Here is a 24,592-nt window from a genome sequence, read left to right on the forward strand (position 1 = left end):
CGGGAATAGCTCAGTTGGTAGAGCACGACCTTGCCAAGGTCGGGGTCGCGAGTTCGAGTCTCGTTTCCCGCTCCAAATTTTGTTTTTTGGAGCAACGCAGTTTCAAAAAACACACAGAAAGCAGCCTTCGGGCTGCTTTTTGCGTTTCCGGGGTTTGCTTTTCGACCCGTACGCAAACACCTCTAAGCTCATAACCAATCGATCTGCAAGAAAACTGCGACTGGCGCAACAAGGATTCAAACCTGTTTTGAGTTCATCAGATGTCGCATTATTTCGATAGCGCCCAACAACGGGACATCCAGGCCTTGTCCCGTACCTTCACCGGTCGAACCCAGTGGCCTACCTGGTTATTGCTGCTTGCCGTTCCCACCGCCTGGTTTGCGTTGCTGCTGGGCAGCCCGGTGCTTGGCGCTGGCTGGACGATTGTGCTGCTGATCCCGGTGGTGGTGCTGTGGATGTCGGTGCAGCACGAACTGCTGCACGGCCACCCCACAGGTTCCAGTAACCTTAACAAGGTGCTGGGCTACGCACCTTTTGCGCTGTGGTACCCCTATACCCTCTATCGGGACAGCCATTTGCAGCATCACCGCGATCATGACCTGACCTTGCCCGGCATTGACCCCGAAAGCCGCTATTTAAGCCAGGCTCACTGGCAGGGCAGTTCCAGTCTGCTGCGTGGTTTGCTCTGGCTGAACAAAACGGTGCCCGGACGCCTGCTGCTGGGCCCGCCCCTGGCATTGCTCGGCATGGCCAGGGAGGAGTTGCATCGCCTGCGCAGCGGCGAGCGGAAAGCCTGGTGCATGTGGCTGACCCACGGTTTTTTCACGATGCTGATGTTTGCCTTCATCGCGTACTGCAGCGAACTGGCTGTTTGGCAGTATGTATTTCTGGTTACCGTGCCGGTTTTGTCAGTGGGCATGGTTCGTTCCTTTTATGAGCACCGTCCCGCATCCCGGCCGGAACAGCGAACGGTACTCAATGAAGCCGGTTGGCCCTGGACCTGGCTGTTCCTGAACCTCAACTTGCATCTGGTGCACCATGATTTACCGGGTTTGCCGTGGTTTTACATGCCCAGGGTCTACCGTGCGCGACGAGAGCAGTGGCAGCAGCGCAGCGGCGGTTTTCTGGTGCAAGGCTACGGTGAACTGATTCGCCGTCACGCGGTGCAGGCGATTGATAGCCCGCAGCATCCGTTCAGTTAATTTCACAAGGTGCCTTCCATGTCTGGCCGTTATGCCGAATTGGCAATGTATGTAGCCCCCCAGCAGGTCAGCGAAGCCAATGAACGCTGGTTGACCCGTGTTCTCGAGCTTTTGCAGCATACCCGTGGCGATGCCCGGGGCCTTGGCCTGCTGGAGTTGTTCAGGGCCCCCGAGTTGTTGCTGAGCCAGACCTGCGGTTATCCGCTGTTGACCCAGTTGCGCGGTCAGGTGCAATTGGTCGGTCGCCCGCATTACGAATGGCCCGACAGCCATGGGGGGGAGCATTGCAGTGTGATTGTCAGCCGTGATGCAGATCCGCGCCGCGATCTGGGCGCTTTCGCGGGCAGCCGCGGGGTGATCAATGATCAGCACTCCAACAGCGGCATGAATCTATTGCGCCATCGCCTTGCGCCCCTGCAGCGCGGTGGGCGCTTTTTTGCCTCCGTGGCCGTCAGCGGCGCGCACCGGCAAAGCCTGCGCTGGGTGCGCGAAGGTTGGGCCGACCTTGCCGCCATCGACAGCGTGACCTATGCCTACCTGGCCCGCTATGCGCCGGCAGAAGTTGCCGGGCTGCGGATTGTGGCGCGTACGGCCTCCAGCCCGACCTTGCCTTACATCACTGCGCTCAGTGCCGGACGTGACGGCGCAGGGCAGATTCGCCAGGCAATGAATACGGCCTTGGAGCAATTACCCGAAGTAGCTCTAACCTTGGGGCTGCGGGAAGTTTTACCAGCCAGTGAAGCGGATTATCAGATGGTTCTCGATTATCGGCAGGAAGCGGCTGAGTTCGGGTATGACGTGTTGCAGTAGTGGAGCCATACTTAATAGCTGAAACGAATAAACAAATGTTTTTTTAGTATTTAAATTGCATAAAACCATTTGCTAGGATCGCCGCACCGGATCACCGGATCACCGGACATACCGTTCTGTTTAATTCCTGGAGCCCCTATGTCCGGCGCCGACATCGCTCACCGCGACCATGTGAGCCAGCTTTATCGCACCCACTATTTGTGGCTGCATGCACGTTTGTGCCGTTACCTCGATTCCAGCAGCTACGCTGAAGACATCGCGGCCGACACGTTTGCCCAGCTTTTAAGCGCACCTCAGGGGCAGGTCATCCGCGAGCCGCGTGCGTTGTTGACGACTATCGCCCGGCGTCTGATCTTTCAACTGTGGCGTCGCCGGGATGTGGAACGGGCCTATCTGATGAGTGTGCAACAGCAAGAACCCCTTCATTTCCCCTCGCCAGAGACCCTGGCCCAGGCAATTCAAGCCTTGCAGATGATTGATGCCCGGCTCGATGGTTTGCCCGACAAGGTAAGGGAAACCTTCGTTCTATCACGGGTCAATGGCCTGACGTATCCCGAAATCGCACAACAGCTGGGCATATCCCGGCGCAGCGTGAGTGACTACATGGTTCGCGCCCTCAAGCGTTGCGCCATGCACGCCACCGCGCAACCCACCTACCGCCCCTCCATAACAAGAGAATCCGCATGAATAACTTGAAAAAATGGCTCGGTGGTCCGCTGCTGGCCTGTGCATTGATCACCCAACCGGTGCTGGCCGAGCAGAAGGCACCGGTTCACTTTGGTGATATCACCTGGGAAAGCGGCAGCCTGATTACCGAAGTGCTGCGCCTGATTACAGAGAAAGGCTACGACGTGGCGACGGACACATTGCCCGGCAGCACAGTCAGTCTGGAAGCAGCACTGGCCAAAAACGATATTCAAGTGATTGGTGAAGAGTGGGCAGGGCGCAGCCCGGTGTGGATCAAGGCCGAAGCCGAGGGCAAGGTGCTGGGGCTGGGCGATATCGTCAAGAACGCCAGCGAGGGCTGGTGGGTGCCGGAGTATGTGATCAAGGGCGACCCTGAAAAAGGCATCAAGGCACTGGCCCCGGACTTGAAGTCGGTCAACGATCTGGCACGCTACAAAGATGTTTTCCGCGATCAGGAAGACCCTTCTCGCGGTCGCTTTCTAAATAGCCCTACCGGCTGGACCTCTGAAATCGTCAACAGCCAAAAGCTCAAGGCCTACGGGCTGGACAAGGACTTCGTGAACTTTCGTACAGGCTCCGGCGCGGCGCTGGATGCCGAGGTCAGCTCATCGATCAAGCGTGGCAAACCGGTGTTGTTTTACTACTGGTCTCCAACCCCGCTGATTGGCCGCTACAAACTGATAAAACTCGAAGAGCCTGCCTTCGATGCCGAAGCCTGGAAAACCCTGGCCGACGCCAACAATCCCAACCCCAAGGGCACCCGCTCCTTGCCGGCGAAACTGGCGATCGGCGTGTCGACCCCGTTCAGCAAGCAATACCCGCAACTGGTCGAGTTCTACCAGAAGGTCGATTTCCCGATCGATCTGCTGAACACAACCCTGGCGCAAATGAGCGAAAAACGCACCGAACCGAGTAAGGCGGCGCAGGCCTTTTTGCGCGAGCAACCGCAGATCTGGCATGCCTGGGTTACTCCTGAAGCGGCGGCCAAGGTCGATGCGGCGCTTAAAGCGAATTAATTCCTTGAACAAGAGCACCGCATGTTTCCTGAAAATCTGACGTTTTCCATCGCAGGATGGGTCAATGATGGCGTTGATGCGCTGGTGAGCAACTACGGCGATGTGTTTCGGCACATCTCCGACACGCTGCTGTGGGCCATCATCCACCTCGAAAACCTGCTGCGCCTGACCCCGTGGTGGCTGATGCTGATCATCGTCGGCGCCATTGCCTGGCATGCCACGCGCAAAATTTTCAGCACCTTGCTGATTGTCGGCCTGTTGTTCCTGGTAGGTGCTGTTGGCCTGTGGGACAAGCTGATGCAGACCCTGGCGCTGATGCTGGTGGCCACAGTGATTGCTGTGCTGCTGGGCATCCCGCTGGGGATTCTGGCCGCCCGCAGCAACCGTCTGCGTTCGGTGCTGATGCCGCTGCTGGATATCATGCAAACCATGCCCAGCTTCGTGTACCTGATCCCGGTGCTGATGCTGTTTGGCCTGGGCAAGGTGCCAGCGATTTTTGCCACTGTGATTTATGCCGTACCACCGCTGATCCGTCTGACCGATCTGGGCCTGCGCCAGGTCGACCGCGAGGTGATGGAGGCGATCAATGCCTTTGGTGCCACGCCGATGCAACAGTTGTTCGGTGTGCAATTGCCGCTGGCCATGCCCAGCATCATGGCCGGTATCAACCAGACCACCATGATGGCCCTGTCGATGGTGGTGATTGCCTCGATGATCGGTGCACGCGGTCTTGGCGAAGACGTGCTGGTAGGCATTCAGACCCTCAACGTCGGCAAAGGGCTGGAAGCCGGGCTGGCAATCGTGATTCTGGCGGTGGTCATCGACCGCATTACCCAGGCCTATGGCCGACCTCGGCATGGGGATCAGAAATGACCGTCAACAAAATAGAAATACGCAACGTTTACAAGGTGTTCGGCAATCGCGAAAAAGCCGTGCTGGCGATGATCCGCGCGGGCAAGAGTAAAGACCAAGTGCTGGCCGAAACAGGCTGTGTGGTGGGCATCAATGACATTTCGCTATCGATCAGGGCGGGAGAGGTTTTCGTCATCATGGGCTTGTCCGGGTCAGGCAAGTCCACGCTGGTGCGTCATCTCAATCGGCTGATCGACCCCAGCAGTGGTCAGATCCTGGTCGACGGAGAAGACATTCTGGATTACGACATGCCTGCCTTGCGCCATTTTCGTCGGCACAAGATCAGCATGGTGTTTCAGAATTTTGGCCTGCTGCCTCACCGCAACGTACTGGATAACGTCGCCTATGGCCTGAAAGTCCGGGGCGAGAGCGTCGCGCAATGCCAGCAGCGGGCCCTCCACTGGATTTCCGTGGTCGGCCTGCAAGGTTACGAGCAGGTGTTCATTCATCAGCTGTCGGGCGGCATGCGTCAGCGCGTCGGCCTGGCACGGGCATTGGCCACCGACACCGACATCATCCTGATGGACGAAGCTTTCAGTGCCCTGGATCCTTTGATCCGTGCAGAGATGCAAGATCAGTTGCTGGAATTGCAGCGCACTTTGCAAAAAACCATCGTGTTTATCACCCATGACCTGGACGAAGCGTTGCGCATTGGCAATCGTATTGCCGTACTCAAGGACGGGCAGTTGATCCAGGTCGGCAGCCCGCAAGAGATTCTGCAGGCTCCGGCAGATGACTACGTCGGCCGTTTCGTCCAGCGCCGGCGCACCAGTGCCTGATCCTGTACATATCCAGATACCGCCTGTAATGCGGATTCATTGCGTTTAATCAGCCGATCCGGTTCTGCCTCTCGCGGGCGTAACCCTCGTCTAATTCAACGCGATGAACTGTCATGAAAACACTTTCGACCACCCCTGATGCCATGATCCGCTACTCGGCCCTGAGTAGCTTTGCGGGTCACAGTTTTGCCCTGCGCCCGACGTTTCAAGGTGTCGTTGCCAGCTGGTTCAAGCAAGCGCTACAGGATAAATACCCGGCGCTGAACGTGGATTTTACGCAGCTCGCTATCGCTGAGCCATTGAGCCATGAGAACTCACCGGGCATGCCCAGGCGCTATCGTTTCATGGCCGTTGCGGATGTGATGATTCAGTGCTTTATCGACTCAACGCCGGTGGTGCTTATCCAGGGGGTTCACCGCCTGAGCGTCGATAAAAACGAACTGTCTGCGCATCCATTGGCGGTGAACATGGCGGAGCTGCAAAGCATCATCAACGACCATTCGGGGTTATTGATTGCGGCCTATCAACAGGCGCTGGCCGAATTCTGGAGTGACAGGCAAAACGGCTCATTGGCCCCGCTTCAATGGTTGAGCGAAGTGTTACGGATGGCCCTGGGGGGTGCCGCCCTGATGCCAAACCGCGTGCCTGCCTTGCCTGCCGATCAGGCAGTCGTGCTGGCGGTGGTTGCATCCTTCCCTGACAGGGACAATCGGGCCAGAGGAACCCTCGAAACCCCGGTGCACGCCTATCTGGTCAATATCGACGGTACAGAGAACAACGTTCGGCGGCGCTTTCAACTGCCGGGTGTGGTGCTGATCACCCGGCAAATGCCCGATCACCTGATTGTGCTCGGTTATTCACTGGAGCACGGGGTTGAGTCCTTCAGCTCGGTACAGGCGTTCGCTACCTGCATGCTGACTCGTGTGTTGCAGGTTGCCCCCGTTCGGTTGTTGAGCTGGAGTCTGCATGAGCCCGAGGGGGACTTTATCACCGGCCTGGCCCGCACCTTGCTCGACCAGCAGTTGCGCAACATGGTGCGTGTGGGGCAAGCCGCTCAGGCAGGCAAATGGAGCGTCGGGCGACTGGAGCAGGTGCTGGACGAAGCGGCTGCGATGTTCCCGTTTTTCAGCGAGCAGGAACGCCCGCACCTGGAGAATGTGATCTCCGTATTGCCCGAGTGGCTCAAGCAGGCCAGCTCCGTGGATCAATTGGACTACAGCAGGTTGATGAGCGCAGAAGTGATCTGGCAGCGCCAGACCCGGGGCCGCACCTTTCTGGACGGTATTGATGCATTGCCGGTGTACGCCGAGAAAATGATCAGGCAACGCATCGAGCGCGATCATCCGCGGTCAGGCCTCGATATCTCGCACATTGAGATACATGACGTGGGGGTCGAAAACTTGCAGCTGCCTGTTTTCAGCGACGATGTGCTGTCTTTTGTCGAGTTTGTCCTTGGCTACAGAGGCGGCTGGCCAGTCGGCCTGATCGCGGTCAAGGATCGCACAGGCGCCCCAGCACCTGACTGGTTGACCAGTGGCTACGTGAAAAGCCTTGTGGATGAGCTGGATGTGGGAGTGGGCTATATCGCGCTACTCAAGGGTTACCTGGTGGACGACGACAAGCAAGTCATGCAGCGCGAGGCGTTATATGCGGCCCAACTGAGAATTCAATTGCCGCTGTTGGCCCTGGAGAAAAAAATCAGGGGGCAAGCCGGTTTTACCCCGCAGGGCTTGCATGTGGTCACCCAGGTCATGCGCCACGACGCGCAACGGTCGGTCAGCCATGACTATGTGTGCGTGCGGCCCCTGGGCTTTTACGCCTATGAAGGGGCCAGAGTTGATACGGCGGCGAACATGTTTGTCTTCGGCTCGCTGAATACCCAGACAGGGCCCTTTATCCTGTACCGGCCTTTTGCCCCTGAACCCTTGTTGGAGTATGCCAGCTGGCCCGCATTGTTTGACGCCATCAAGCATCCGGGTGAGCTGCAAGAAAGCATATTGACCTGGCTGGACGATGACGCCCGTGGTTATTACGCCGACGGCGGTTTTGCGCGACCGCATCTGGAGAATGTACTGCTGGAGGGTTTTTTGGCCCTGTTGCCACGTCGCCCGGCGACCTTGAGTACGCGTAGCCTGGTGGGCAACTACTACGGGGCGATGTTTGACGCCAACGTCAGTGCGTTGATGAGCATGGCGGACAACCAGACGGTGTCGACCTCTGAGCGTCGCTGGATGCTGCTCAAGCACTATGGCTGGAGCCTGTTTAACGGGTTGACGTTTTTCCTCAGTGGGCCCTTGCAGAAAGCCGCCTGGCTTTTTCAGACCCTGTTGAGCCTTGATAGCGGTTTGCAGGCGCGAATTGATGGCGATAAAGAGGCGGGGCAACAAACGGTTATCGATCTTTTATTCAATATCAGCCTGGCACTTCTGCACGAAGGTCTGAGATTCAAGGCAAAAGCCAATGCCCGGTTACGCTTGAGTGCCCCTGTCGATGAACCGTTGTTTACGATCTATAAACCTGAGGCCCTCCCGGCGGTTGAGCCAGTGTCCGCTAGCGTTATCGCGCAAAAGAAACAGCCCGATATTGAACCCCGTGCTGCCAGCCAGTATTCGTCCCTGGACTTCTCATGGTTCAGTGCTCAGCCCCGTTTGACAGAGCTGCAGCAGGCAAGCCTGGACACTTTTGTGCTGGATCTGGACTTGAGCCAGGGCACGCGCATCGAAGTAGGCCCCTTAAAAGGTGTTATCAACCATGAGGGCAAGTCATATGTGCAGATCGGTGCCAAAACCTATCGCGTTGGCCGTGACGCGGATGGGCTGGTGATCCAGGACGACAGGCAGCCTGAAAGATTTGGCCCGCGCCTGAGAAGGGATGAGGCCGGGCAGTGGCAACTCGATCTGCGTTTGGGATTGCGCGGCGGCGGTCCCAAAAAAACCATTCAGGCATTGCGCGAGAAAAAGACCCAGAAAGTGGCCGCGTTGCAGCAAGAGGCCGAACGCCTGGACGAAGAGCTTCTGAGGCGCGACCGAGTGCTGAAACTGACTGAAGAGTTGCTGACTAAATTTCCCGATCGGCGAGCGACGTTTGTTGATCGCTACGAAGCTGAGCTGGAAGCGTGGCGCGCGGGTGTGCTGGACATGATCAACGTCAAAACCAGGTCGAACCAAATTATCCCCCTGGAGGGCTTTGAGGCCAGAACACAGGAGACTTGGGTACAGCTGACCTTGAGGCTGTTCAAATTACAGAACTACCTGGAAGAAGCGCTCCGTGAACTGCCGGTATCCAACTCCAGGGTCTCTTATACCGCTTCGCTGCTGGAGGTTCTGGCAGAGATAAACAATGGCTCGAGTGCTCCCTATGAGCGCTGGATTACCAACTTGAAACAGGCCGAACGGCTAGAGGCGCGGTTATATAAAAACTCGCTGCGCGAGTGCGATGCCCTTGATGAGGTCAGAACCAGGCCGTTGCCCAGATACAGCGCACTGGAAGAGATAATCAATCAACCCAATCGGGATTATTTCGACCGCCACTGGTCCGCCGCCTACCTGGAAACCCTGTGCGAACTGGTGATCCGCCGTGATGCGGTCAACCTCATACCTGAAGAGCAATATGCATTTGATCTGTTCGGGCAAGGAACATTGATTGATACCGCCTGGTCGCAATTAAGCTTGCGCCGTGAAGAGACGAAGTATCCCGGAGAGCATCTCGATTTCTTCGATAAGACCATCGAAAAATACGACGCAGCGGAAGGCGTTTGCCAGAACCTTGTCAGTCTTGGCTCCGAGCATTTCCGTAATGAATATCTGCCCGACATTATTGAGGTTCTAAGCAGCCTGAGAACGTTTGCAGAAGCCCAGATGCAGAATGTTATCCGTGAGTCCGAAAGCTCCTCTTCTGAAGCAGAAGAGCCCCGGCCAGGCCCCAGTCGCCTGATCAATGAGCCAGGAGCCGGGGCAGGATCGTCCCGCGGGACTCAGCAAGTAATCAAGACCACAAAAAACCTGACGCTGGTAGGGCAGCGTCGTCCTCCGTCCTCGGAGTCTGAAGATGAAATCGTCGATGTGACTGAGGGCATCGATCAAATGAATATCCGCTCCTATCGCAAAACAGAGGCGGGAGAATGGGAAGAAATCGGTAGCAGCAGACCACCCACTCTTCAGGCTTCACAAGCCAAGTCGTTATCCCGACTCCAGGCTGACGCCCGCACGTTGCTGGAGCGGATTTCGGGAGTCATTGCACAGAACAGGGCAAGCGCTGCAACATCCAGAATACCGATCGAAATAGAAGAAATTCTGAGCTTCAAAGCCAGCTCACTCGACGAGGTGGCGCAGAAGATGGAGCGGATTGTGCTCACATCCAGCCCTGAGGTTGAGCCCCTGACTCAAGAGCGCAGAGCTGGCGCTTTGGCATTAATTACCGACCTGAAGGCGGCGGCCGGCAGGTTGCGCGCCGAGGGCCGAAGCCTGCGCATCAGCATTATCAAGCGGCTGCCGCCAACGGGTGCCAACGTCGAGTATTTAAAGGCCCAGGGCGAGGTAAACATTACCCGCGTGGGGAGGCGGCGGTTTTTGTCCAAAGGCCAGCGCAAGGATTATCTTGAGGAATACGCCATTAGCACTTTGGAGAATAATGAGTTGTGGTTTGCACATTTTCATTACAAGGCAATGGACACACTCGCCGCCGACTTTGACGTGGCCCACTTGAAAACGGCCCAACAGCGCACCCTGAGTGAACAGGCGTTGTACGCCCGGGCACAGAGTTCCCATGACTATATCGCGGTGTATCGCGCCAAACTGGATCGGGCCATGGCGCAGCGGCTTTTTTTATCCCTTCCTTGATTGCGTCAGGCCAGAGCGTAGCGTACTGAGAGCACGCCCTTTTTCTGACTTACGGACAACACGTTGACGGTGCCCAGTTCAGCCAGGGATTGCACATGGGTGCCGCCACATGGATAGCCCGGCAGCTCGCCAAAACGGATGGCGCGCTGCTCCGAGTCCAGGCAGGTATGCCTTTGCAGGTCGGCAGCGATCCATTGTGCCAGGGTGTGCTGTACGGCCTCGGCCTCAAGGGGTTGCGGATTGTCGCCGGCTACAAAGCTTACCCGGCATTCGCCTGGCCAGTGATGGGCTTTGGTGGGTACCCAGCCCAGTTGCTCGCCGCATACACCAATCAAATGCCCGGCCGAATGCAGGCGGGCATGCAACCGACGGCGGGTTTCGTCGACCTGAGCCCGTGCCCGGCCTGTCGGTACGGGCACGCTGACGTGGTGCACGATAGCATCCTGTCCCTGCACAACCTTGATGACCTGGCTGTCGCCGATCCAGCCCGTGTCGCTGGGTTGCCCGCCGCCCTGGGGATGAAAGGGAGTGGCGCAGAGGATGACGGCAAACCCGTCTTCTTGGGGCGCGCAGTGGATGACTTCGACCTCGCAGCTCACGGCGTCGTCATTGAAAAACAGGCGTTGGGTCATGGAGGTGTTCCTGAGCGGGTTTCGTTTTTAGTATAGGGGGGAGTCAGGAGTGTGATAATCCATCAAATTTTCAATGGACCTGTGCGCTGTGAGCATAAATCTCCCGTTGTCATTACTGGCTGAAATGGTCGTGTTTGTGAAAGTGGTCGAGGCAGGCAGCTTCTCTGAAGCCGCTCGTCAGCTTGGCACATCGCCTTCGGCAGTCAGTCGCAGTGTTGCCCGACTGGAAAAAGCCCTGGCCATTCGCTTGCTGCAACGCACAACCCGCAAGCTCGGCCTGACCGATGCAGGTGAAGAGGTTTTCAAACGTTGCGATGAAATGGCCTGTTCGGCTCAGGCGGTGATGGACCTGAGCGGGCGTTTTACCCGGGAGGCCGAGGGGCTCATTCGCCTGAGCGTGCCCAAGGCCGTGGGGCGGTACGTGATACATCCCCATATGCCCGAATTTCTGCGCCGTTACCCCAAGGTTGATGTGCAATTGATCCTCGAGGATCGTTATGTCGATTTGATCGATGACAACATTGACTTGAGCATTCGCATTACCGACCAGCCGCCACCGGGGCTGGTGGGGCGCCAACTGTTCCCGATCGAGCATTTACTCTGTGCCACGCCGCAGTATCTGGCCGGGCACGGGGTGCCGCAGCAGCCTGAGGACTTGCGTGACCATAGTTGCATTTACCTGGGGGAAACCCCGGCTGATGCGCGCTGGAAATTCAGGCAGGGTGGCAGGTCGGTAACGGTGGGGGTGCGCGGACGTTATGCGGCCAATCATACGGGCGTGCGCCTGGATGCGGTGTTGCAGCATATCGGGATCGGCAGCTTGCCGTACTTTACGGCACGCCAGGCGCTGGAGGAGAGGGTGGTGGTGCAGGTGCTGCCCGAGTGGAATTTTATTGCTTCCTACCACGGCGGCGTGTGGTTGCTACAAACGCCCACCCGGTATTTGCCGCCCAAGCTGCGAGTGTTTATCGACTTTCTGGTGGAGCGGATGGCGCAGGAACCGACGCTGGAGATGTGGCGTAATCCGTAGCAGCTGCCGAGGGCTGCGCTGCCGAACGCAGCCGTTGGAACGGCTACAGAGCTTTTGCTTCTTCAAAAAAAGCCCGCCAGGCAAAACCGGGCGGGCTTTTGGGTCGGACTGCGATCAGTGCTGCGGGCTGTCTTGTGTCGTGGGCAGCGCCATCAGTTGTTTTTCCTGATTCCAGTCAAACGGCTCATCGTTCAGTTCTGCTTCGTGGCGGCGCTCTTCCAGGGCCTGATACATGTCCAGCTCTTCATCCGACAGGAAGTTGAAGCAGGCGCCGCCGAAGTACCACAGCAGGTCGCGCGGGACCAGGTGGGCGATCTGCGGATAGCGCTCGATTACCTGGCACATGATGTCCTGGCCCAGGTACTGGCTGTTGATCGGGTCAACCGGCAACGAGCTGCGCATGTCGTCAAAACGCTCCAGGAACAGCGCGTGGCTTTCCTCGGGGATCTGCTCAGCGTCACCGACAGCAACCAGGATGCTGCGCAGAATGTCGAGCAGGACAAGGTTGTGGTTCAGATCGTTGGTGGCCATTGCGGGTGTCCTCTAGGGTAAAACGGGCGCGAGAGTATAAAGCTCATCGCGCTCGCTGTCCTGTTATCGAATCTTTCCTTCTGTGTGGCTGAGTTCTTCCTTGCTGAAGTCATCCACGTCGATGACCTTGCGTCGTGCGGTTTCGGCGGTGCGCAAGGTTTCAGCTTCGGCCGGTTGCAGTACCCCGGCTTGCAGCGCGGCATCGATGGACGGTTCTCCTGCAGCGGGTTTTACCTGGCCACTTTTCAACGCTTCGTGGAGTTTTTTGTGCAGGGGGCGCGCTTCGCTCAGCAGGTTGCTGGCATGTTGCAGGGCGCCCACAGCGTCATCCGGCGATTGCGGGCGGTAGCAGCCAGCGAGCACGGCTTCAAGTGCCGGATCCCCTTTGGCGCGGCCCAATACTGCAGCGACCTCGGCATCCAGTGCGTCCGACGGACCGGTATGCCGGCGCCCAAACGGAAATACCACGCCGCGCAACAGAAAGCCCAGCGTTCGGCTCGGGAAGTTTTTCAACAGTTCATCCAGTGCGCGCTCAGCGTGGCCCAGGCTTTCTTCCATAGCCCATTTGAACAGCGGATCAAGGTATTGCGGCGAGTCGAGGTCGTGATAACGCTTGAGGGCGGCCGACGCCAGATACAAATGGCTCAGCACATCGCCCAGGCGCGCAGACAAGCGCTCGCGGCGTTTGAGCTCACCGCCCAGCAGCATCATGCTCAGGTCCGCGAGCAGGGCAAACGCCGCCGCCTGACGGTTGAGCGCGCGGAAGTAACCCTGGCTCAACGGGTTGCCGGGCGCAGCTTCGAAACGGCCAATGCCCAGGTTCAACACCAGCGTGCTGGAAGCGTTGCTGATGGCAAAACCAATGTGTTTGAGCAGCAGGGCGTCAAACTCCAGCATGGCTTGATCTTTATCTTCCCGCCCGGCCAAGGCCATTTCCTTCAGCACAAAGGGATGGCAACGGATGGCGCCCTGACCAAAGATCATCAGGTTGCGCGAGAGGATATTGGCGCCCTCTACAGTGATGAAGATCGGAGCCCCTTGCCAGTTACGCCCCAGGTAGTTGTTGGGGCCCATGATGATGCCTTTGCCACCGTGCACGTCCATCGCATGGCTGATGCACTCGCGGCCGCGTTCGGTAAGGTGGTACTTGAGAATGGCCGAAAGAACCGAGGGTTTTTCCCCCAGATCCACCGCGTTGGCGGTCAGCATGCGGGCGCTGTCCATCAGCCAGGCATTGCCGCCGATACGCGCGAGCGCCTCCTGAATGCCCTCGAAGGCGGCCAGTGGCACATTGAACTGTTCGCGTACCTGAGCATATTGGCCGGTCACCAGGCTGGTGAACTTGGCCGCGCCGGTGCCCACTGCCGGCAACGAAATCGACCGTCCCACCGACAGGCAATTCATCAGCATCATCCAGCCTTTGCCGAGCATTTCCTGGCCGCCGATCAGGTAGTCGAGCGGGATAAACACATCTTTGCCCGAGTTCGGGCCGTTCATAAAGGCTGCGCCCAGGGGGAGATGGCGACGGCCGATCTCGACGCCGGGGGTGTCGGTAGGGATCAATGCCAGGCTGATGCCCAGGTCCTCTTTGTCGCCCAGCAGATGGTCCGGGTCATGGGCCTTGAACGCCAGGCCCAGCAGCGTGGCGACGGGGCCGAGAGTGATATAGCGTTTCTCCCAGTTCAGGCGCAGGCCGATAACTTCCTCACCTTGCCATTGGCCTTTGCAAATGATCCCGGTGTCGGGCATTGCCCCGGCATCTGAGCCTGCCAGGGGCCCGGTCAGGGCAAAGCAGGGGATGTCATCACCACGGGCCAGGCGTGGCAGATAGTGGTCGCGTTGTTCATCGGTACCGTAATGCAGCAGCAGTTCAGCGGGGCCCAGGGAATTGGGCACCATTACGGTGGAAGCCAGATCGCCACTACGGGTGGCCAGTTTCATGGCGACCTGGGAATGGGCGTAGGCCGAGAACCCTTTACCGCCGTAGGCTTTGGGGATGATCAGGGCGAAGAAGCCATGCTCCTTGATGTGCGCCCAGGCCTGCGGTGGCAAGTCCATGGCCTGGCCGATTTCCCAGTCGCTGACCATTGCGCACAACTCTTCGGTGGGGCCGTCAATAAATGCCTGTTCCTCTTCGGTCAGCCGGGCCTTGGGGTAGGCCAGCAGCTGGTTCCAGTCGGGGCGGCCGCTAAACAACTGGCCGTCCCACCACACGGTGCCGGCATCGATGGCATCGCGTTCGGTTTGCGACATCGGCGGCAGGGTCTTCTGGAACCAATTGAACAGGGGGGCGGTAAAGATTTTGCGACGAAGTTCGGGCAACAGCAGCAGGGCCGTGGGCGCGGCCAGCAGCAGCCAGAGGATTGCCAGCAACCCGCCAGGTACATGGCCGATAACCCCCATGGCCAGTAAATATACCGCGACCACGGCAATGATCGTCAGGGGGGCGATGCGGCGATGGGCCATATAGGCGATGCCAACAATCAGAACCAGTATCCACAACAACAGCATATTCAATCCTCCATGAAATCAGGGGCGTGCACCCTTGTGAGCTTAGTCGCAACTTTCGATCAGGGTTGTAGGGATAGTGACCTCGCGCTGGAGACGGAGTTCGTCATCCCGGCGTAGACTCCTTCGGCGTCTATCAATCAGGAGCCAGATCATGCTGAAAGTGTGGGGTCGCAAGAATTCGTCAAACGTGCGCAAGGCGTTGTGGTGTGTTGAAGAGCTGGCGTTGCCGTATAGCCGGGTAGAGGCGGGCGGCGCCTTTGGGGTGGTCAACAGCCCTGAGTACCGGGCGTTGAACCCTAATGGCCAGGTGCCTGTGATTGAAGAGGACGACGGCTTCGTGCTGTGGGAGTCAAACACCATCGTGCGTTACCTCTCTGCCAGATATGGCTCGGATACGTCATGGTACCCAACCGATGCACGTGTGCGGGCGCAGGCGGACAAGTGGATGGACTGGACCAGCACTTCCTTTGCCGGGGTGTTTCGCACGGTGTTCTGGGGTGTCTTGCGCACGCCGGCCGAGCAGCAGGACTGGGTGGCAATCAACGCCGCAATCAAGGCCAGCGGCGAATTGCTTGCCGTGGCCGATCGGGCCCTGGCTGAAAAACCCTACTTGTCCGGTGATGAAATCGGCATGGGTGATATCCCGCTGGGTAGCTTCATTTACGCCTGGTTTGAAATGCCCATCGAACGCCCGCCCCTACCGCACCTGAGTGCATGGTATGAGCGCTTGAAGCAGCGTCCGGCCTATCGAAATGCCGTCATGACCGCGTTGACTTAATAGCCACTATTAATACGGGCGACTGTACTTGTGCGGCGAGGCCAAGCACCATAGGGTCTTGTCGGACTTGTCCTACAGGCTGTTCGCCCTTATTTACAATTCCCCTTTCCCCCATCTTGGTGCGTAATCCGATATGAGTTCCGCTCTGTCCATACGGCAGCTAACCAAAACCTACGGCAACGGTTTCCAGGCCCTGAGTGGTATCGATCTGGATGTCGCCGAAGGTGACTTTTTTGCCTTGCTGGGCCCTAACGGTGCCGGCAAATCCACCACCATCGGCATTCTCTCGACCCTGGTCAACAAGACCGGCGGCACGGTGAATATCTTTGGCCATGATCTTGATCGCAATCCCGCAGCCCTCAAGCGTTCGATTGGTGTGGTTCCGCAGGAATTCAACTTCAACCAGTTTGAAAAGACCTTCGATATCGTCGTGACCCAGGCGGGGTACTACGGTATTCCGGCGAAAATCGCCAAGGAACGAGCCGAAAAATACCTGACGCAGTTAGGGCTCTGGGACAAGCGCGACACGCCATCGCGTTCGTTGTCCGGTGGCATGAAGCGCCGCCTGATGATTGCCCGGGCTTTGGTGCATGAGCCGCGTCTGTTGATCCTCGATGAGCCTACCGCCGGTGTCGACATTGAGCTGCGCCGCTCGATGTGGTCCTTCCTCACCGGGCTGAACGAGCAGGGCACCACCATCATCCTCACCACCCACTATCTGGAAGAGGCTGAGCAGCTGTGCCGCAATATCGGGATCATCGATCACGGCACCATTGTCGAAAACACCAGCATGCGCCAACTGCTTGGACAGTTGCATGTCGAGACCTTTTTGCTCGACTTGAAGCAACCGCTGCAGGCTGCCCCTCAGTTGATCGGCTACCCGAGCCAGTTGCTCGATGCCGCGACCCTGGAGGTCCAGGTCGACAAGGTGGTGGGCATTACCGGTCTGTTCACTCAATTGGCCGCGCAAAACATTGAAGTGGTGAGCTTGCGCAACAAAACCAATCGCCTTGAGGAGTTGTTTGTGTCGTTGGTCGAGAAAAACCTGGCAAAGGTGGCGGTATGAGCTCGGAGCTGCGTCCCAACCTGATTGCGTTGAACACCATTATTTACCGTGAGGTCCGCCGCTTTATGCGGATCTGGCCGCAAACCCTGCTGCCACCTGCGATCACCATGGTTTTGTACTTTGTGATCTTCGGTAACCTGATTGGTCGGCAAATCGGCGATATGGGTGGCTTCACCTATATGGAGTACATTGTGCCGGGTCTGATCATGATGTCGGTGATCACCAACTCCTACGGTAACGTGGTGTCGAGCTTCTTTGGCGCCAAGTTCCAGCGTTCGATTGAAGAGCTGATGGTCTCGCCGGTGTCGCCCCACACGATCCTGATCGGTTTTACCGTGGGCGGGATCTTGCGTGGCCTGATCGTGGGCCTGATCGTGACCCTGCTGTCGCTGTTCTTTACCCATCTGCAGGTGCATCACCTGGGCCTGACCATTGTGGTGGTGGTGCTGACCGCTACGATTTTCTCGTTGCTGGGGTTTATCAACGCCGTTTTTGCACGCAATTTCGACGATATTTCGATTATTCCGACCTTCGTACTGACGCCGCTGACGTATCTGGGCGGGGTTTTCTACTCCATCACCCTGCTGCCGCCGTTCTGGCAGAGCGTGTCGCTGGCCAACCCGGTGCTGCATATGGTCAACGCCTTTCGCTACGGCATCCTGGGCGTTTCGGACATCAAGATCAGTGTCGCGCTGACCTTTATGGTGGTGGCGACCATCGTGCTCTACTTCGGCTGCGCCAGGCTGCTGGTCAGCGGGCGCGGGATGCGTCAGTAGTTGTTGTGACATGCGGATAAAAAAGGCCCCTGTTCGGGGCCTTTTTTATGGGTGCCTGTTTTTGCGGGCTTTCCATTTATGGCTGACCCACCAGCGCCAATAGAGCATGGTCAGGCAATAGGTCAATGCGCCGAGCACCACGCCGCAGACCACCGAGCCCAGCAAGAATGGCTGCCACACAGTAGAGAGCTGGCCGCTGATCCATTCCCAGGTCAGTTCGTCGGGCAGGGTGCGCGCCGGCACGTTCATCAGCCAGGCGCCCAGCTGGTAGGTGCAATAAAACACCGGGGGCATGGTGATGGGGTTGGTCAGCCATACCAGGCCCACGGAGATCGGCATATTGCTGCGAACCCTTATTGCCAGAAAGGCCGCCAGAAGCATCTGGAACGGCATGGGTATAAAGGCCGCGAAAATGCCCACCGCCATTGCCCGGGCCACGGAGTGACGGTTGAGGTGCCAGAGGTTGGGATCATGGAGCAAGGTGCCCAAAAATCGTAAGGACTTGTGTTCCCTGATCAGGGCCGGATCTGGCATGAAACGTTTGATCAAACGCCGTGGCATGGGCCTCTCCCTAGGTCAAGGGGGCAGTATGCCCAAATTCGACAGGATGCCTATTTAGACTTTGTGACAATTTCTTAAGCGCGGCCCCGGGATTCCAGCTAATCCGAGTCAAAGGGATAAGTTGAGTATAGGCATGTACACAGGGATGTTTGCGCTGGCAGCGGGCCTGATCACGCTGCGGTTTTTACCTGGTTTACCGTCTGCCGGGTGGTTGCTGCTGATGGTGACGGCGGGGGTGTTGCTATTAGCCTGCAGGGGCTGGCCGGTGGGGCTTTATGTGCTTGGGCTGTGCTGGGCCTGCTTTCAGGGGCAAAGGGCACTGGATAACCGTCTGGCTGACTCATTCGACGGGCGTACGCTCTGGGTCGAGGGGCGTGTGATCGGCTTGCCGCAGCAGTCTGGAACATCCGTCCGCTTTGAATTGCAGGGGGCAAAGTCGCGCCACGGTGCTTTGCCCGCGACTATCAGGCTGAGCTGGTATGGCGGCCCTGCGGTGAACAGCGGCGAGCGCTGGCGGCTGGCGGTCAAACTCAAGAAACCCAAAGGCTTGCTCAATCCTCAGGGGTTTGATTTTGAGGCCTGGTTACTGGCGCAGCGCATCGGTGCGACCGGTACGGTCAAGCAGGGGCATTTACAGGAGGCTGCCAGTCACGCCTGGCGTGACGGCTTGCGTCAGCGTCTGCTGCGCATTGATGCCCAGGGCCGGGCTTCGTGGTTGGCGGCGCTGGTACTGGGTGATGGATCGGGTCTGAGTCGCGATGACTGGACGTTGTTGCAAGCGACCGGCACGGTGCATCTGCTGGTGATCTCGGGCCAGCATATTGGCCTGTTTGCCGGCTTGATCTATGGATTTATCGCCTTGCTGGCGCGTTATGGACTGTGGCCACGTCGTTTGCCGTGGTTACCCTGGGCTTGTGCCCTGGCGTTTATTGGCGCCACAGGTTACGGCGTGCTGGCGGGCTTTGAAGTGCCGGTGCAGCGCGCGTGCATGATGCTCGGACTGGTGCTGGCATGGCGTTTGTGGTTTCGGCAACTGGGCGTGTGGCTGCCTTTTTTGCTGGCGCTCAATGCCGTGCTGATCGTCGAGCCGCTGGCGAGTTTGCGGGCTGGGTTCTGGTTGTCATTCAGCGCCGTGGCGGTGCTTCTCTTTACTTTCAGTGGCCGCTTGGGGGCGTGGGGGTGGCGGGCCATGTGGTTGCGCCCTCACGGCCTGATCGCCCTGGGCTTGTTCCCGATGCTGTGGATACTCGATCTGCCCATCAGCCTGACCGGGCCGCTGGCCAATCTGATAGCCGTCCCCTGGATCAGCCTGGCAGTGCTGCCAACAGCTTTGCTGGGGACCTTGCTGTTGCCTGTGCCCTGGCTGGGGGAAAACCTGCTGTGGCTGTCAGGTGGCCTGATCGATGGGTTGGTCCAGGGTTTGAGCCTGCTGGCCGATGTGTTTACGCCGTGGTTGCCCGTATCCGTGCCGATTTACATTTGGCTGTTGAGTGCGGCCGGAGTGCTGATCCTGTTGTTGCCTGCGGGGATGGTCTTGCGGCCGCTGGGTTGGCCGCTGGTGCTGCTGGCGCTGTTTGCGCCCCGTGAACAGATCCCCCGTGGTCAGGTCGAGGTGCTGCAGCTGGATGTTGGTCAGGGTCTGGCGATTGCCTTGCGTACCCGCAATCACACTCTGTTGTACGACGCAGGCCCCAAGTCAGGGAATCTGGATCAGGGCGAGCGGGTGGTGGTGCCGGTTTTGCGTTCATTGGGGGTGGCCGAGCTGGATTTGATGCTGCTCAGTCACGCCGATTCGGATCATGCCGGTGGGGCGCTGGCGGTGCAGCGGGGCGTCAGCGTGAAACGGGTGATTAGCGGCGATGTGCCGGGGCTGGCGGAGCCGTTGCGGGCGCAACCCTGTGTCAGTGGGGAAACTTGGGAATGGGATGGTGTGAGTTTTTCACTCTGGCAGTGGGCGGGGGCCAGCGACAGTAATCAAAAGTCCTGCGTGTTGCAGGTGCAGGCCGGTGATGAGCGGTTGCTGCTGACCGGGGATATCGATGCCAGGGCCGAGCGTGCCTTGCTGCAAAGCCCGCTGGGCGTGCCTACCCGCTGGTTGCAGGCTCCTCATCACGGCAGCAAGACCTCGTCGTCGATGGTGTTTCTCAAGGCCCTGGCGCCTGAAATCGTGCTGATCTCCCGGGGGCATGGCAATAGCTTCGGTCATCCCCATCCACAGGTGATGGCCCGGTATCTGGCGCTGGGGGTGCAGGTACTGGACAGCGCCGAGCAGGGTGCGGTGAAGTTTCGCCTGGGGGCGTCGGGCAAGGCTGAAAGCATGCGCGACCAACGCCGGTTCTGGCGCGATTGACGCTGCCCCTGTGGTAGAGTGGCACACTTTTTCGAGGGGATTGTCACTGTGTGGGAACTGGTCAAATCCGGCGGCTGGATGATGTTGCCGATCATTCTGAGCTCTGTTGCCGCGCTGGGCATTATTGTCGAGCGTCTGTGGACCCTGCGTGCCAGTCGCGTGACCCCGGAGCATCTGCTCGGTCAGGTCTGGGTCTGGATCAAAGACAAGCAAATGGACAAGGAAAAACTCAAGCAATTGCGTGCCGATTCGCCTCTGGGTGAGATTCTTGCCGCGGGCCTGGCCAACTCCCGTCATGGTCGCGAAATCATGAAAGAGTGCATTGAAGAGGCCGCCGCGCGCGTTATTCATGAGCTTGAGCGCTACCTCAATACCCTGGGCACCATTGCCGCAATGGCGCCCTTGCTGGGGCTGCTGGGTACGGTGCTGGGCATGATCGATATTTTCAGCTCGTTCATGGGCTCGGGAATGACCTCCAATGCTGCGGTGCTGGCGGGTGGTATTTCCAAGGCGCTGATCACCACGGCCGCAGGCCTGATGGTGGGTATCCCGGCCGTATTCTTCCATCGTTTCCTGCAGCGTCGTGTTGACGACCTGGTGGTTGGCATGGAGCAGGAGGCAATCAAGCTGGTTGAAGTGGTTCAGGGCGACCGTGAAGTCGATATGGTCGGGAGTAAAGCGTGAAATTTCGCCGCAAGCCACGGGAAACAGTTGATATCAACCTCGCGTCATTGATTGACGTGGTGTTTATCCTGTTGCTGTTTTTTGTCGTGACCACCACCTTCACCCGCGAAACCCAGTTGCGCGTCGATCTGCCGGAGGCTGTCAGCGGTTCACCCAGCGATGAGCAGAATGGCAAGCAACTGGATATCGCCATCAGCGCAGACGGGGTTTTCTCGGTGAATAACCAGTTGTTGCCCAAGAATGATCTGGCCAGCCTGATGGAGGCCCTGCAGAAAGAGTCCGGTGGCGATACCCGTTTGCCGCTGTCGATCAGCGCCGATGGCAAAACGCAACATCAGGCGGTCATCACCGCGATGGACGCGGCCGGCAAGCTCGGCTTTAGCCATTTGCGCATGACCACGGTTGAGGCGCAGACGACTCCCTGATGGCCATGTCCGATCGTTTACTGCGTGCCTGGTATGCCGGGCATCCGCTGCTGATCCTGTTGCGACCACTCGAATGCCTCTACCGACGGGTGGTTGAGCGCAAGCGGGCACGTTTTGTCGCCGGTGAGGGCGAGATCTATCGCCCGCCGGTGCCGTTGATCGTGGTGGGGAACATCACGGTCGGCGGCACCGGCAAAACGCCATTAATCCTGTGGCTGATAGAGCACTGTCAGCGCCAGGGACTGCGCGTTGGCGTGGTCAGTCGCGGCTATGGCGCGACCCCGCCGCAACTGCCGTGGCGTGTACGCGCCGAGCAAAGTGCTGTGCAGGCGGGGGATGAACCTTTGCTGATCGTGCAGCGCACCGGTGTGCCCCTGATGATCGATCCCGACCGCAGTCGGGCGATCAAGGCGCTACTGGCCAGCGAGCCGCTGGACCTGATCCTGTCGGATGACGGGTTGCAGCACTACCGTATGGCGCGGGATCTGGAGCTGGTGTTGATCGACAATGCCAGAGGCCTGGGTAATGGCCGTTGCCTGCCTGCCGGGCCGCTGCGCGAACCGGTCGAGCGCCTGCAGAGCGTTGACGCGGTGCTCTATAACGGCGCTGCCAGCGACCCGCAGGGCGGTTTTGCCTTTGCGTTGCAACCCACCGCACTGGTGAATCTGGTGAGTGGGGAGCGCAAGGCGCTGGACTTTTTTCCTGCGCAGCAGGCTCTGCATGCGGTCGCCGGTATCGGCAACCCGCAGCGTTTCTTCACCACCCTTGAAACGCTACACTGGCGGCCAATTGCTCATGCGTTTGCTGATCACGCGCCTTATAGCGCCGAAATATTGAATTTCTCGCCATCATTACCCGTGGTCATGACCGAAAAGGACGCGGTGAAGTGCCGTGACTTCGCGTCATCCGACTGGTGGTATCTGGCTGTTGATGCAGTGCCTTCCGAGGCCTTTTTGTTGTGGTTTGACCAACAATTGCTGCGTCTTTTACCTGATCGTCTTTTACCCTAACTCATCTCAAGGGGAACATTTATGGACACCAAGCTGCTCGATATCCTCGCCTGCCCTGTTTGCAAAGGCCCGCTCAAGCTCAGTGCCGACAAGACCGAGCTGATCAGCAAGGGCGCAGGCCTGGCTTACCCGATCCGTGATGGCATTCCGGTAATGCTCGAAACCGAAGCCCGCACCCTCACTGCCGAAGAGCGTCTGGATAAATGATCCCGGTTTTTACCGTCGTTATCCCGTCGCGCTATGCCTCGACCCGTTTACCGGGCAAGCCGCTGCAAATGATCGCCGGCAAGCCGATGGTCCAGCATGTCTGGGAGCAGGCCTGTAAAAGCAGCGCGCAACGTGTGGTCGTTGCCACTGACGATATGCGTATTGTCGAGGCCTGCAAGGCGTTCGGCGCCGAGGTGCTGCTGACCCGTGCCGACCATGAATCCGGCACTGATCGCCTGGCCGAAGTGGCTACGCAACTGGGTCTGGCCAGCGATGCCATTGTGGTTAACGTGCAGGGCGATGAGCCGATGATCCCGCCACAGGTGATCGATCAGGTTGCGCTCAACCTGGCGGCCCATGGCGAGGCGAGCATGGCGACCCTGGCCGAGCCTATCGATGATGTCGAGACGCTGTTCAATCCCAATGTGGTCAAGGTGGTCAGTGATATCAACGGGCTGGCGCTGACCTTCAGCCGGGCCACGTTGCCCTGGGCGCGGGATGACTTTGCACTGCACCCGGACGCACTGCCAGCAGGCGTGCCTTACCGTCGACATATCGGCATCTACGCCTATCGAGCGGGCTTCCTGCATGACTTCGTCAGCTGGGGGCCTTGCTGGCTCGAAAACACCGAGCGCCTCGAGCAACTGCGGGCGCTGTGGCATGGTGTGCGTATTCACGTGGCCGATGTGCTTGAAGCTCCTCCTGCCGGGGTAGATACCGTGGAAGATCTTGAGCGCGTTCGGCGTTTGCTGGAGTCATGAGTTTGGACATGCAGGTCAATGCGTCGCTCAAGCCCTTCAATAGCTTTGGTGTTGATGTGAAGGCCAGCCTGTTTGCCCAGGCGCACAACGATGATGATGTGCGCCAGGCCTTGCTGTGTGCGGCTGAGCACAAGTTGCCGTTGCTGGTGATTGGCGGCGGCAGCAACCTGCTGTTGACCGGCGATGTGCCAGCGCTGGTTTTGCGCATGGCCAGTCGCGGTATCCGCTTGCTGGAAGATGATGGCGAGCGGGTAGTGGTGGAGGCTGAAGCGGGGGAGGTCTGGCATGCCTTCGTGCTGTGGACCCTTGAGCAGGGCTTGTCGGGCCTGGAAAACCTCAGCCTGATCCCTGGCACCGTGGGTGCCGCGCCGATGCAGAATATCGGCGCCTATGGGGTCGAGATCAAGGATGTATTCGCAGGCCTTACAGCGCTCGACCGACAAACCGGCGAGTTGCGTGAGTTCAGTCTGGCCGAATGCAACTTTGCCTATCGTGACAGTCTGTTCAAGCAGCAGGCCGGGCGCTGGTTGATTTTGCGTGTGCGCTTTGCCCTGAGCAGGGCCATGCATCTGCATCTGGAGTACGGCCCTGTGCGTCAGCGCCTGGCCGAGCAGGGCATTGAGCAGCCGACGGCCTGTGATGTAAGTCGGGCTATCTGCAGTATCCGCAGCGAAAAACTGCCTGACCCTGCGGTGTTGGGCAATGCCGGCAGCTTCTTCAAGAATCCGCTGGTATCGGCAAGCCTGGCGGCGGAATTGAAATTGGCCCACCCCGGCCTGATTGGTTACCCACAAGCCGATGGCCAGGTAAAGCTGGCGGCGGGCTGGTTGATCGAAACTGCAGGCTGGAAGGGCTTTCGTGAGGCGGATGCCGGAGTGCATCGCCTGCAGTCGTTGGTGCTGGTCAACTATGGGTCGGCTACCGGTTTGCAGTTGCTGGCCCTTGCGCAGCGTATTCAGGCAGATATCGAGCAGCGCTTTGCGGTGCAGCTGGAGATGGAGCCCAACCTGTATTAGCGGTCTGGAC

Annotated in this window: 22 protein-coding genes; 18 read left to right on the forward strand and 4 right to left on the reverse strand. The window is 58.6% G+C overall.

The genetic code is table 11. The features are described from left to right. Positions 1-260 precede the first annotated feature (260 nt). The 7 genes from QN377_RS17895 (at position 261) to QN377_RS17925 (ending at position 10,244) form a co-directional block, all read left to right on the forward strand. Positions 261-1,202 (forward strand): fatty acid desaturase, encoded by a 942-nt coding sequence (locus QN377_RS17895; RefSeq protein WP_095019628.1) that lies wholly within the window; start codon positions 261-263, stop codon positions 1,200-1,202. An 18-nt stretch (positions 1,203-1,220) separates the two neighbouring features. Then, positions 1,221-2,012, forward strand: a complete 792-nt coding sequence (locus QN377_RS17900) for a phosphate/phosphite/phosphonate ABC transporter substrate-binding protein (RefSeq protein ID WP_095003132.1) — start codon at positions 1,221-1,223, stop codon at positions 2,010-2,012. A gap of 138 nt (positions 2,013-2,150) precedes the next feature. Beyond that, a complete protein-coding gene (locus QN377_RS17905; protein ID WP_095003133.1) occupies positions 2,151-2,699 on the forward strand; it encodes a sigma-70 family RNA polymerase sigma factor in 549 nt (182 codons plus the stop codon). After that, positions 2,696-3,715, forward strand: a complete 1,020-nt coding sequence (locus tag QN377_RS17910) for an ABC transporter substrate-binding protein (protein WP_095019630.1) — start codon at positions 2,696-2,698, stop codon at positions 3,713-3,715. Before QN377_RS17905 ends, QN377_RS17910 begins: the two co-directional genes overlap by 4 nt. A 21-nt stretch (positions 3,716-3,736) precedes the next feature. Continuing rightward, positions 3,737-4,588: an ABC transporter permease gene (locus tag QN377_RS17915; protein ID WP_095003135.1), complete on the forward strand. Its 852-nt coding sequence runs from the start codon at positions 3,737-3,739 to the stop codon at positions 4,586-4,588. After that, positions 4,585-5,406 (forward strand): quaternary amine ABC transporter ATP-binding protein, encoded by an 822-nt coding sequence (locus tag QN377_RS17920; RefSeq protein WP_095019631.1) that lies wholly within the window; start codon positions 4,585-4,587, stop codon positions 5,404-5,406. The genes QN377_RS17915 and QN377_RS17920 overlap by 4 nt, the downstream gene beginning before the upstream one ends. 113 nt (positions 5,407-5,519) lie before the next feature. Beyond that, entirely contained in the window at positions 5,520-10,244 is a 4,725-nt protein-coding gene (locus tag QN377_RS17925; RefSeq protein WP_095019632.1) for a dermonecrotic toxin domain-containing protein, read from the forward strand. 5 nt (positions 10,245-10,249) lie between these two features. On the opposite strand, the gene QN377_RS17930 is transcribed toward QN377_RS17925, so the two are convergent. Beyond that, positions 10,250-10,876 carry a hypothetical protein gene (locus QN377_RS17930; RefSeq protein WP_095019633.1) on the reverse strand — a complete coding sequence of 209 codons (627 nt, stop codon included), beginning with the start codon at positions 10,874-10,876 and terminating at the stop codon, positions 10,250-10,252. 88 nt (positions 10,877-10,964) lie between these two features. On the opposite strand from QN377_RS17930, the gene QN377_RS17935 reads away from it, so the two are divergent. Further along, positions 10,965-11,906: a LysR family transcriptional regulator gene (locus tag QN377_RS17935; RefSeq protein WP_322213323.1), complete on the forward strand. Its 942-nt coding sequence runs from the start codon at positions 10,965-10,967 to the stop codon at positions 11,904-11,906. Between the two features lie 114 nt (positions 11,907-12,020). On the opposite strand, the gene QN377_RS17940 is transcribed toward QN377_RS17935, so the two are convergent. Then, on the reverse strand, positions 12,021-12,437 hold the full coding sequence (locus QN377_RS17940) for a PA2817 family protein (protein ID WP_083369822.1): 417 nt from the start codon (positions 12,435-12,437) through the stop codon (positions 12,021-12,023). A 63-nt stretch (positions 12,438-12,500) separates the two neighbouring features. Beyond that, the gene (locus QN377_RS17945; protein ID WP_095019634.1) at positions 12,501-14,948 is read right to left on the reverse strand and encodes an acyl-CoA dehydrogenase; all 2,448 of its coding nucleotides are present in this window, start codon (positions 14,946-14,948) and stop codon (positions 12,501-12,503) included. Positions 14,949-15,099: 151 nt separating this feature from the next. Here QN377_RS17945 and QN377_RS17950 point away from each other — a divergent pair, with 151 nt between their 5' ends. The 3 genes from QN377_RS17950 (at position 15,100) to QN377_RS17960 (ending at position 17,568) form a co-directional block, all read left to right on the forward strand. Continuing rightward, the gene (locus QN377_RS17950; RefSeq protein ID WP_095003140.1) at positions 15,100-15,726 is read left to right on the forward strand and encodes a glutathione S-transferase; all 627 of its coding nucleotides are present in this window, start codon (positions 15,100-15,102) and stop codon (positions 15,724-15,726) included. Between the two features lie 133 nt (positions 15,727-15,859). Continuing rightward, on the forward strand, positions 15,860-16,792 hold the full coding sequence (locus QN377_RS17955; RefSeq protein WP_095003141.1) for an ABC transporter ATP-binding protein: 933 nt from the start codon (positions 15,860-15,862) through the stop codon (positions 16,790-16,792). After that, positions 16,789-17,568: an ABC transporter permease gene (locus tag QN377_RS17960; protein WP_095003142.1), complete on the forward strand. Its 780-nt coding sequence runs from the start codon at positions 16,789-16,791 to the stop codon at positions 17,566-17,568. Before QN377_RS17955 ends, QN377_RS17960 begins: the two co-directional genes overlap by 4 nt. Before the next feature lie 45 nt (positions 17,569-17,613). On the opposite strand, the gene QN377_RS17965 is transcribed toward QN377_RS17960, so the two are convergent. Then, positions 17,614-18,129, reverse strand: a complete 516-nt coding sequence (locus QN377_RS17965) for a DUF2062 domain-containing protein (protein WP_095019635.1) — start codon at positions 18,127-18,129, stop codon at positions 17,614-17,616. Between the two features lie 133 nt (positions 18,130-18,262). Between QN377_RS17965 and QN377_RS17970 the strand changes: the two genes are divergently transcribed. From QN377_RS17970 to murB, 7 genes are read left to right on the forward strand one after another with little or no spacing between them, the layout of a single operon-like run. After that, a complete protein-coding gene (locus QN377_RS17970) occupies positions 18,263-20,479 on the forward strand; it encodes a DNA internalization-related competence protein ComEC/Rec2 (RefSeq protein ID WP_176464315.1) in 2,217 nt (738 codons plus the stop codon). 48 nt (positions 20,480-20,527) lie between these two features. Continuing rightward, positions 20,528-21,163 carry a MotA/TolQ/ExbB proton channel family protein gene (locus QN377_RS17975; RefSeq protein WP_095003171.1) on the forward strand — a complete coding sequence of 212 codons (636 nt, stop codon included), beginning with the start codon at positions 20,528-20,530 and terminating at the stop codon, positions 21,161-21,163. Next, the gene (locus QN377_RS17980) at positions 21,160-21,588 is read left to right on the forward strand and encodes an ExbD/TolR family protein (protein WP_095003145.1); all 429 of its coding nucleotides are present in this window, start codon (positions 21,160-21,162) and stop codon (positions 21,586-21,588) included. Before QN377_RS17975 ends, QN377_RS17980 begins: the two co-directional genes overlap by 4 nt. Continuing rightward, positions 21,588-22,598, forward strand: a complete 1,011-nt coding sequence (lpxK, locus tag QN377_RS17985) for a tetraacyldisaccharide 4'-kinase (RefSeq protein WP_322213319.1) — start codon at positions 21,588-21,590, stop codon at positions 22,596-22,598. Before QN377_RS17980 ends, lpxK begins: the two co-directional genes overlap by 1 nt. Positions 22,599-22,619: 21 nt before the next feature. Beyond that, complete coding sequence (locus tag QN377_RS17990) at positions 22,620-22,805, forward strand: Trm112 family protein (protein WP_086796064.1); 186 nt, start codon at positions 22,620-22,622, stop codon at positions 22,803-22,805. Beyond that, entirely contained in the window at positions 22,802-23,566 is a 765-nt protein-coding gene (gene kdsB, locus QN377_RS17995; protein WP_095019638.1) for a 3-deoxy-manno-octulosonate cytidylyltransferase, read from the forward strand. The genes QN377_RS17990 and kdsB overlap by 4 nt, the downstream gene beginning before the upstream one ends. Further along, the gene (gene murB, locus QN377_RS18000; protein ID WP_095003148.1) at positions 23,563-24,582 is read left to right on the forward strand and encodes a UDP-N-acetylmuramate dehydrogenase; all 1,020 of its coding nucleotides are present in this window, start codon (positions 23,563-23,565) and stop codon (positions 24,580-24,582) included. Before kdsB ends, murB begins: the two co-directional genes overlap by 4 nt. The last annotated feature ends 10 nt before the right edge of the window (positions 24,583-24,592 follow it).

Origin of the sequence: Pseudomonas sp. CCC4.1 (genome assembly GCF_035019225.1) — a bacterium.
GTDB classification, from domain to species: Bacteria; Pseudomonadota; Gammaproteobacteria; order Pseudomonadales; family Pseudomonadaceae; genus Aquipseudomonas; species Aquipseudomonas bubulae.

What these genes read in the sequence shown, in the direction of transcription:
- QN377_RS17940 (WP_083369822.1), bottom strand. Translation starts at nt 12,437, where the DNA reads ATGGCCACCAACGATCTGAACCACAACCTTGTCCTGCTCGACATTCTG.
- QN377_RS17955 (WP_095003141.1), top strand. Translation starts at nt 15,860, where the DNA reads ATGAGTTCCGCTCTGTCCATACGGCAGCTAACCAAAACCTACGGCAAC.
- QN377_RS17920 (WP_095019631.1), top strand. Translation starts at nt 4,585, where the DNA reads ATGACCGTCAACAAAATAGAAATACGCAACGTTTACAAGGTGTTCGGC.
- QN377_RS17990 (WP_086796064.1), top strand. Translation starts at nt 22,620, where the DNA reads ATGGACACCAAGCTGCTCGATATCCTCGCCTGCCCTGTTTGCAAAGGC.
- QN377_RS17905 (WP_095003133.1), top strand. Translation starts at nt 2,151, where the DNA reads ATGTCCGGCGCCGACATCGCTCACCGCGACCATGTGAGCCAGCTTTAT.
- QN377_RS17900 (WP_095003132.1), top strand. Translation starts at nt 1,221, where the DNA reads ATGTCTGGCCGTTATGCCGAATTGGCAATGTATGTAGCCCCCCAGCAG.
- kdsB (WP_095019638.1), top strand. Translation starts at nt 22,802, where the DNA reads ATGATCCCGGTTTTTACCGTCGTTATCCCGTCGCGCTATGCCTCGACC.
- QN377_RS17910 (WP_095019630.1), top strand. Translation starts at nt 2,696, where the DNA reads ATGAATAACTTGAAAAAATGGCTCGGTGGTCCGCTGCTGGCCTGTGCA.
- QN377_RS17965 (WP_095019635.1), bottom strand. Translation starts at nt 18,129, where the DNA reads ATGCCACGGCGTTTGATCAAACGTTTCATGCCAGATCCGGCCCTGATC.
- QN377_RS17930 (WP_095019633.1), bottom strand. Translation starts at nt 10,876, where the DNA reads ATGACCCAACGCCTGTTTTTCAATGACGACGCCGTGAGCTGCGAGGTC.
- QN377_RS17925 (WP_095019632.1), top strand. Translation starts at nt 5,520, where the DNA reads ATGAAAACACTTTCGACCACCCCTGATGCCATGATCCGCTACTCGGCC.
- QN377_RS17970 (WP_176464315.1), top strand. Translation starts at nt 18,263, where the DNA reads ATGTACACAGGGATGTTTGCGCTGGCAGCGGGCCTGATCACGCTGCGG.
- lpxK (WP_322213319.1), top strand. Translation starts at nt 21,588, where the DNA reads ATGGCCATGTCCGATCGTTTACTGCGTGCCTGGTATGCCGGGCATCCG.
- QN377_RS17915 (WP_095003135.1), top strand. Translation starts at nt 3,737, where the DNA reads ATGTTTCCTGAAAATCTGACGTTTTCCATCGCAGGATGGGTCAATGAT.
- QN377_RS17960 (WP_095003142.1), top strand. Translation starts at nt 16,789, where the DNA reads ATGAGCTCGGAGCTGCGTCCCAACCTGATTGCGTTGAACACCATTATT.
- murB (WP_095003148.1), top strand. Translation starts at nt 23,563, where the DNA reads ATGAGTTTGGACATGCAGGTCAATGCGTCGCTCAAGCCCTTCAATAGC.
- QN377_RS17950 (WP_095003140.1), top strand. Translation starts at nt 15,100, where the DNA reads ATGCTGAAAGTGTGGGGTCGCAAGAATTCGTCAAACGTGCGCAAGGCG.
- QN377_RS17945 (WP_095019634.1), bottom strand. Translation starts at nt 14,948, where the DNA reads ATGCTGTTGTTGTGGATACTGGTTCTGATTGTTGGCATCGCCTATATG.
- QN377_RS17895 (WP_095019628.1), top strand. Translation starts at nt 261, where the DNA reads ATGTCGCATTATTTCGATAGCGCCCAACAACGGGACATCCAGGCCTTG.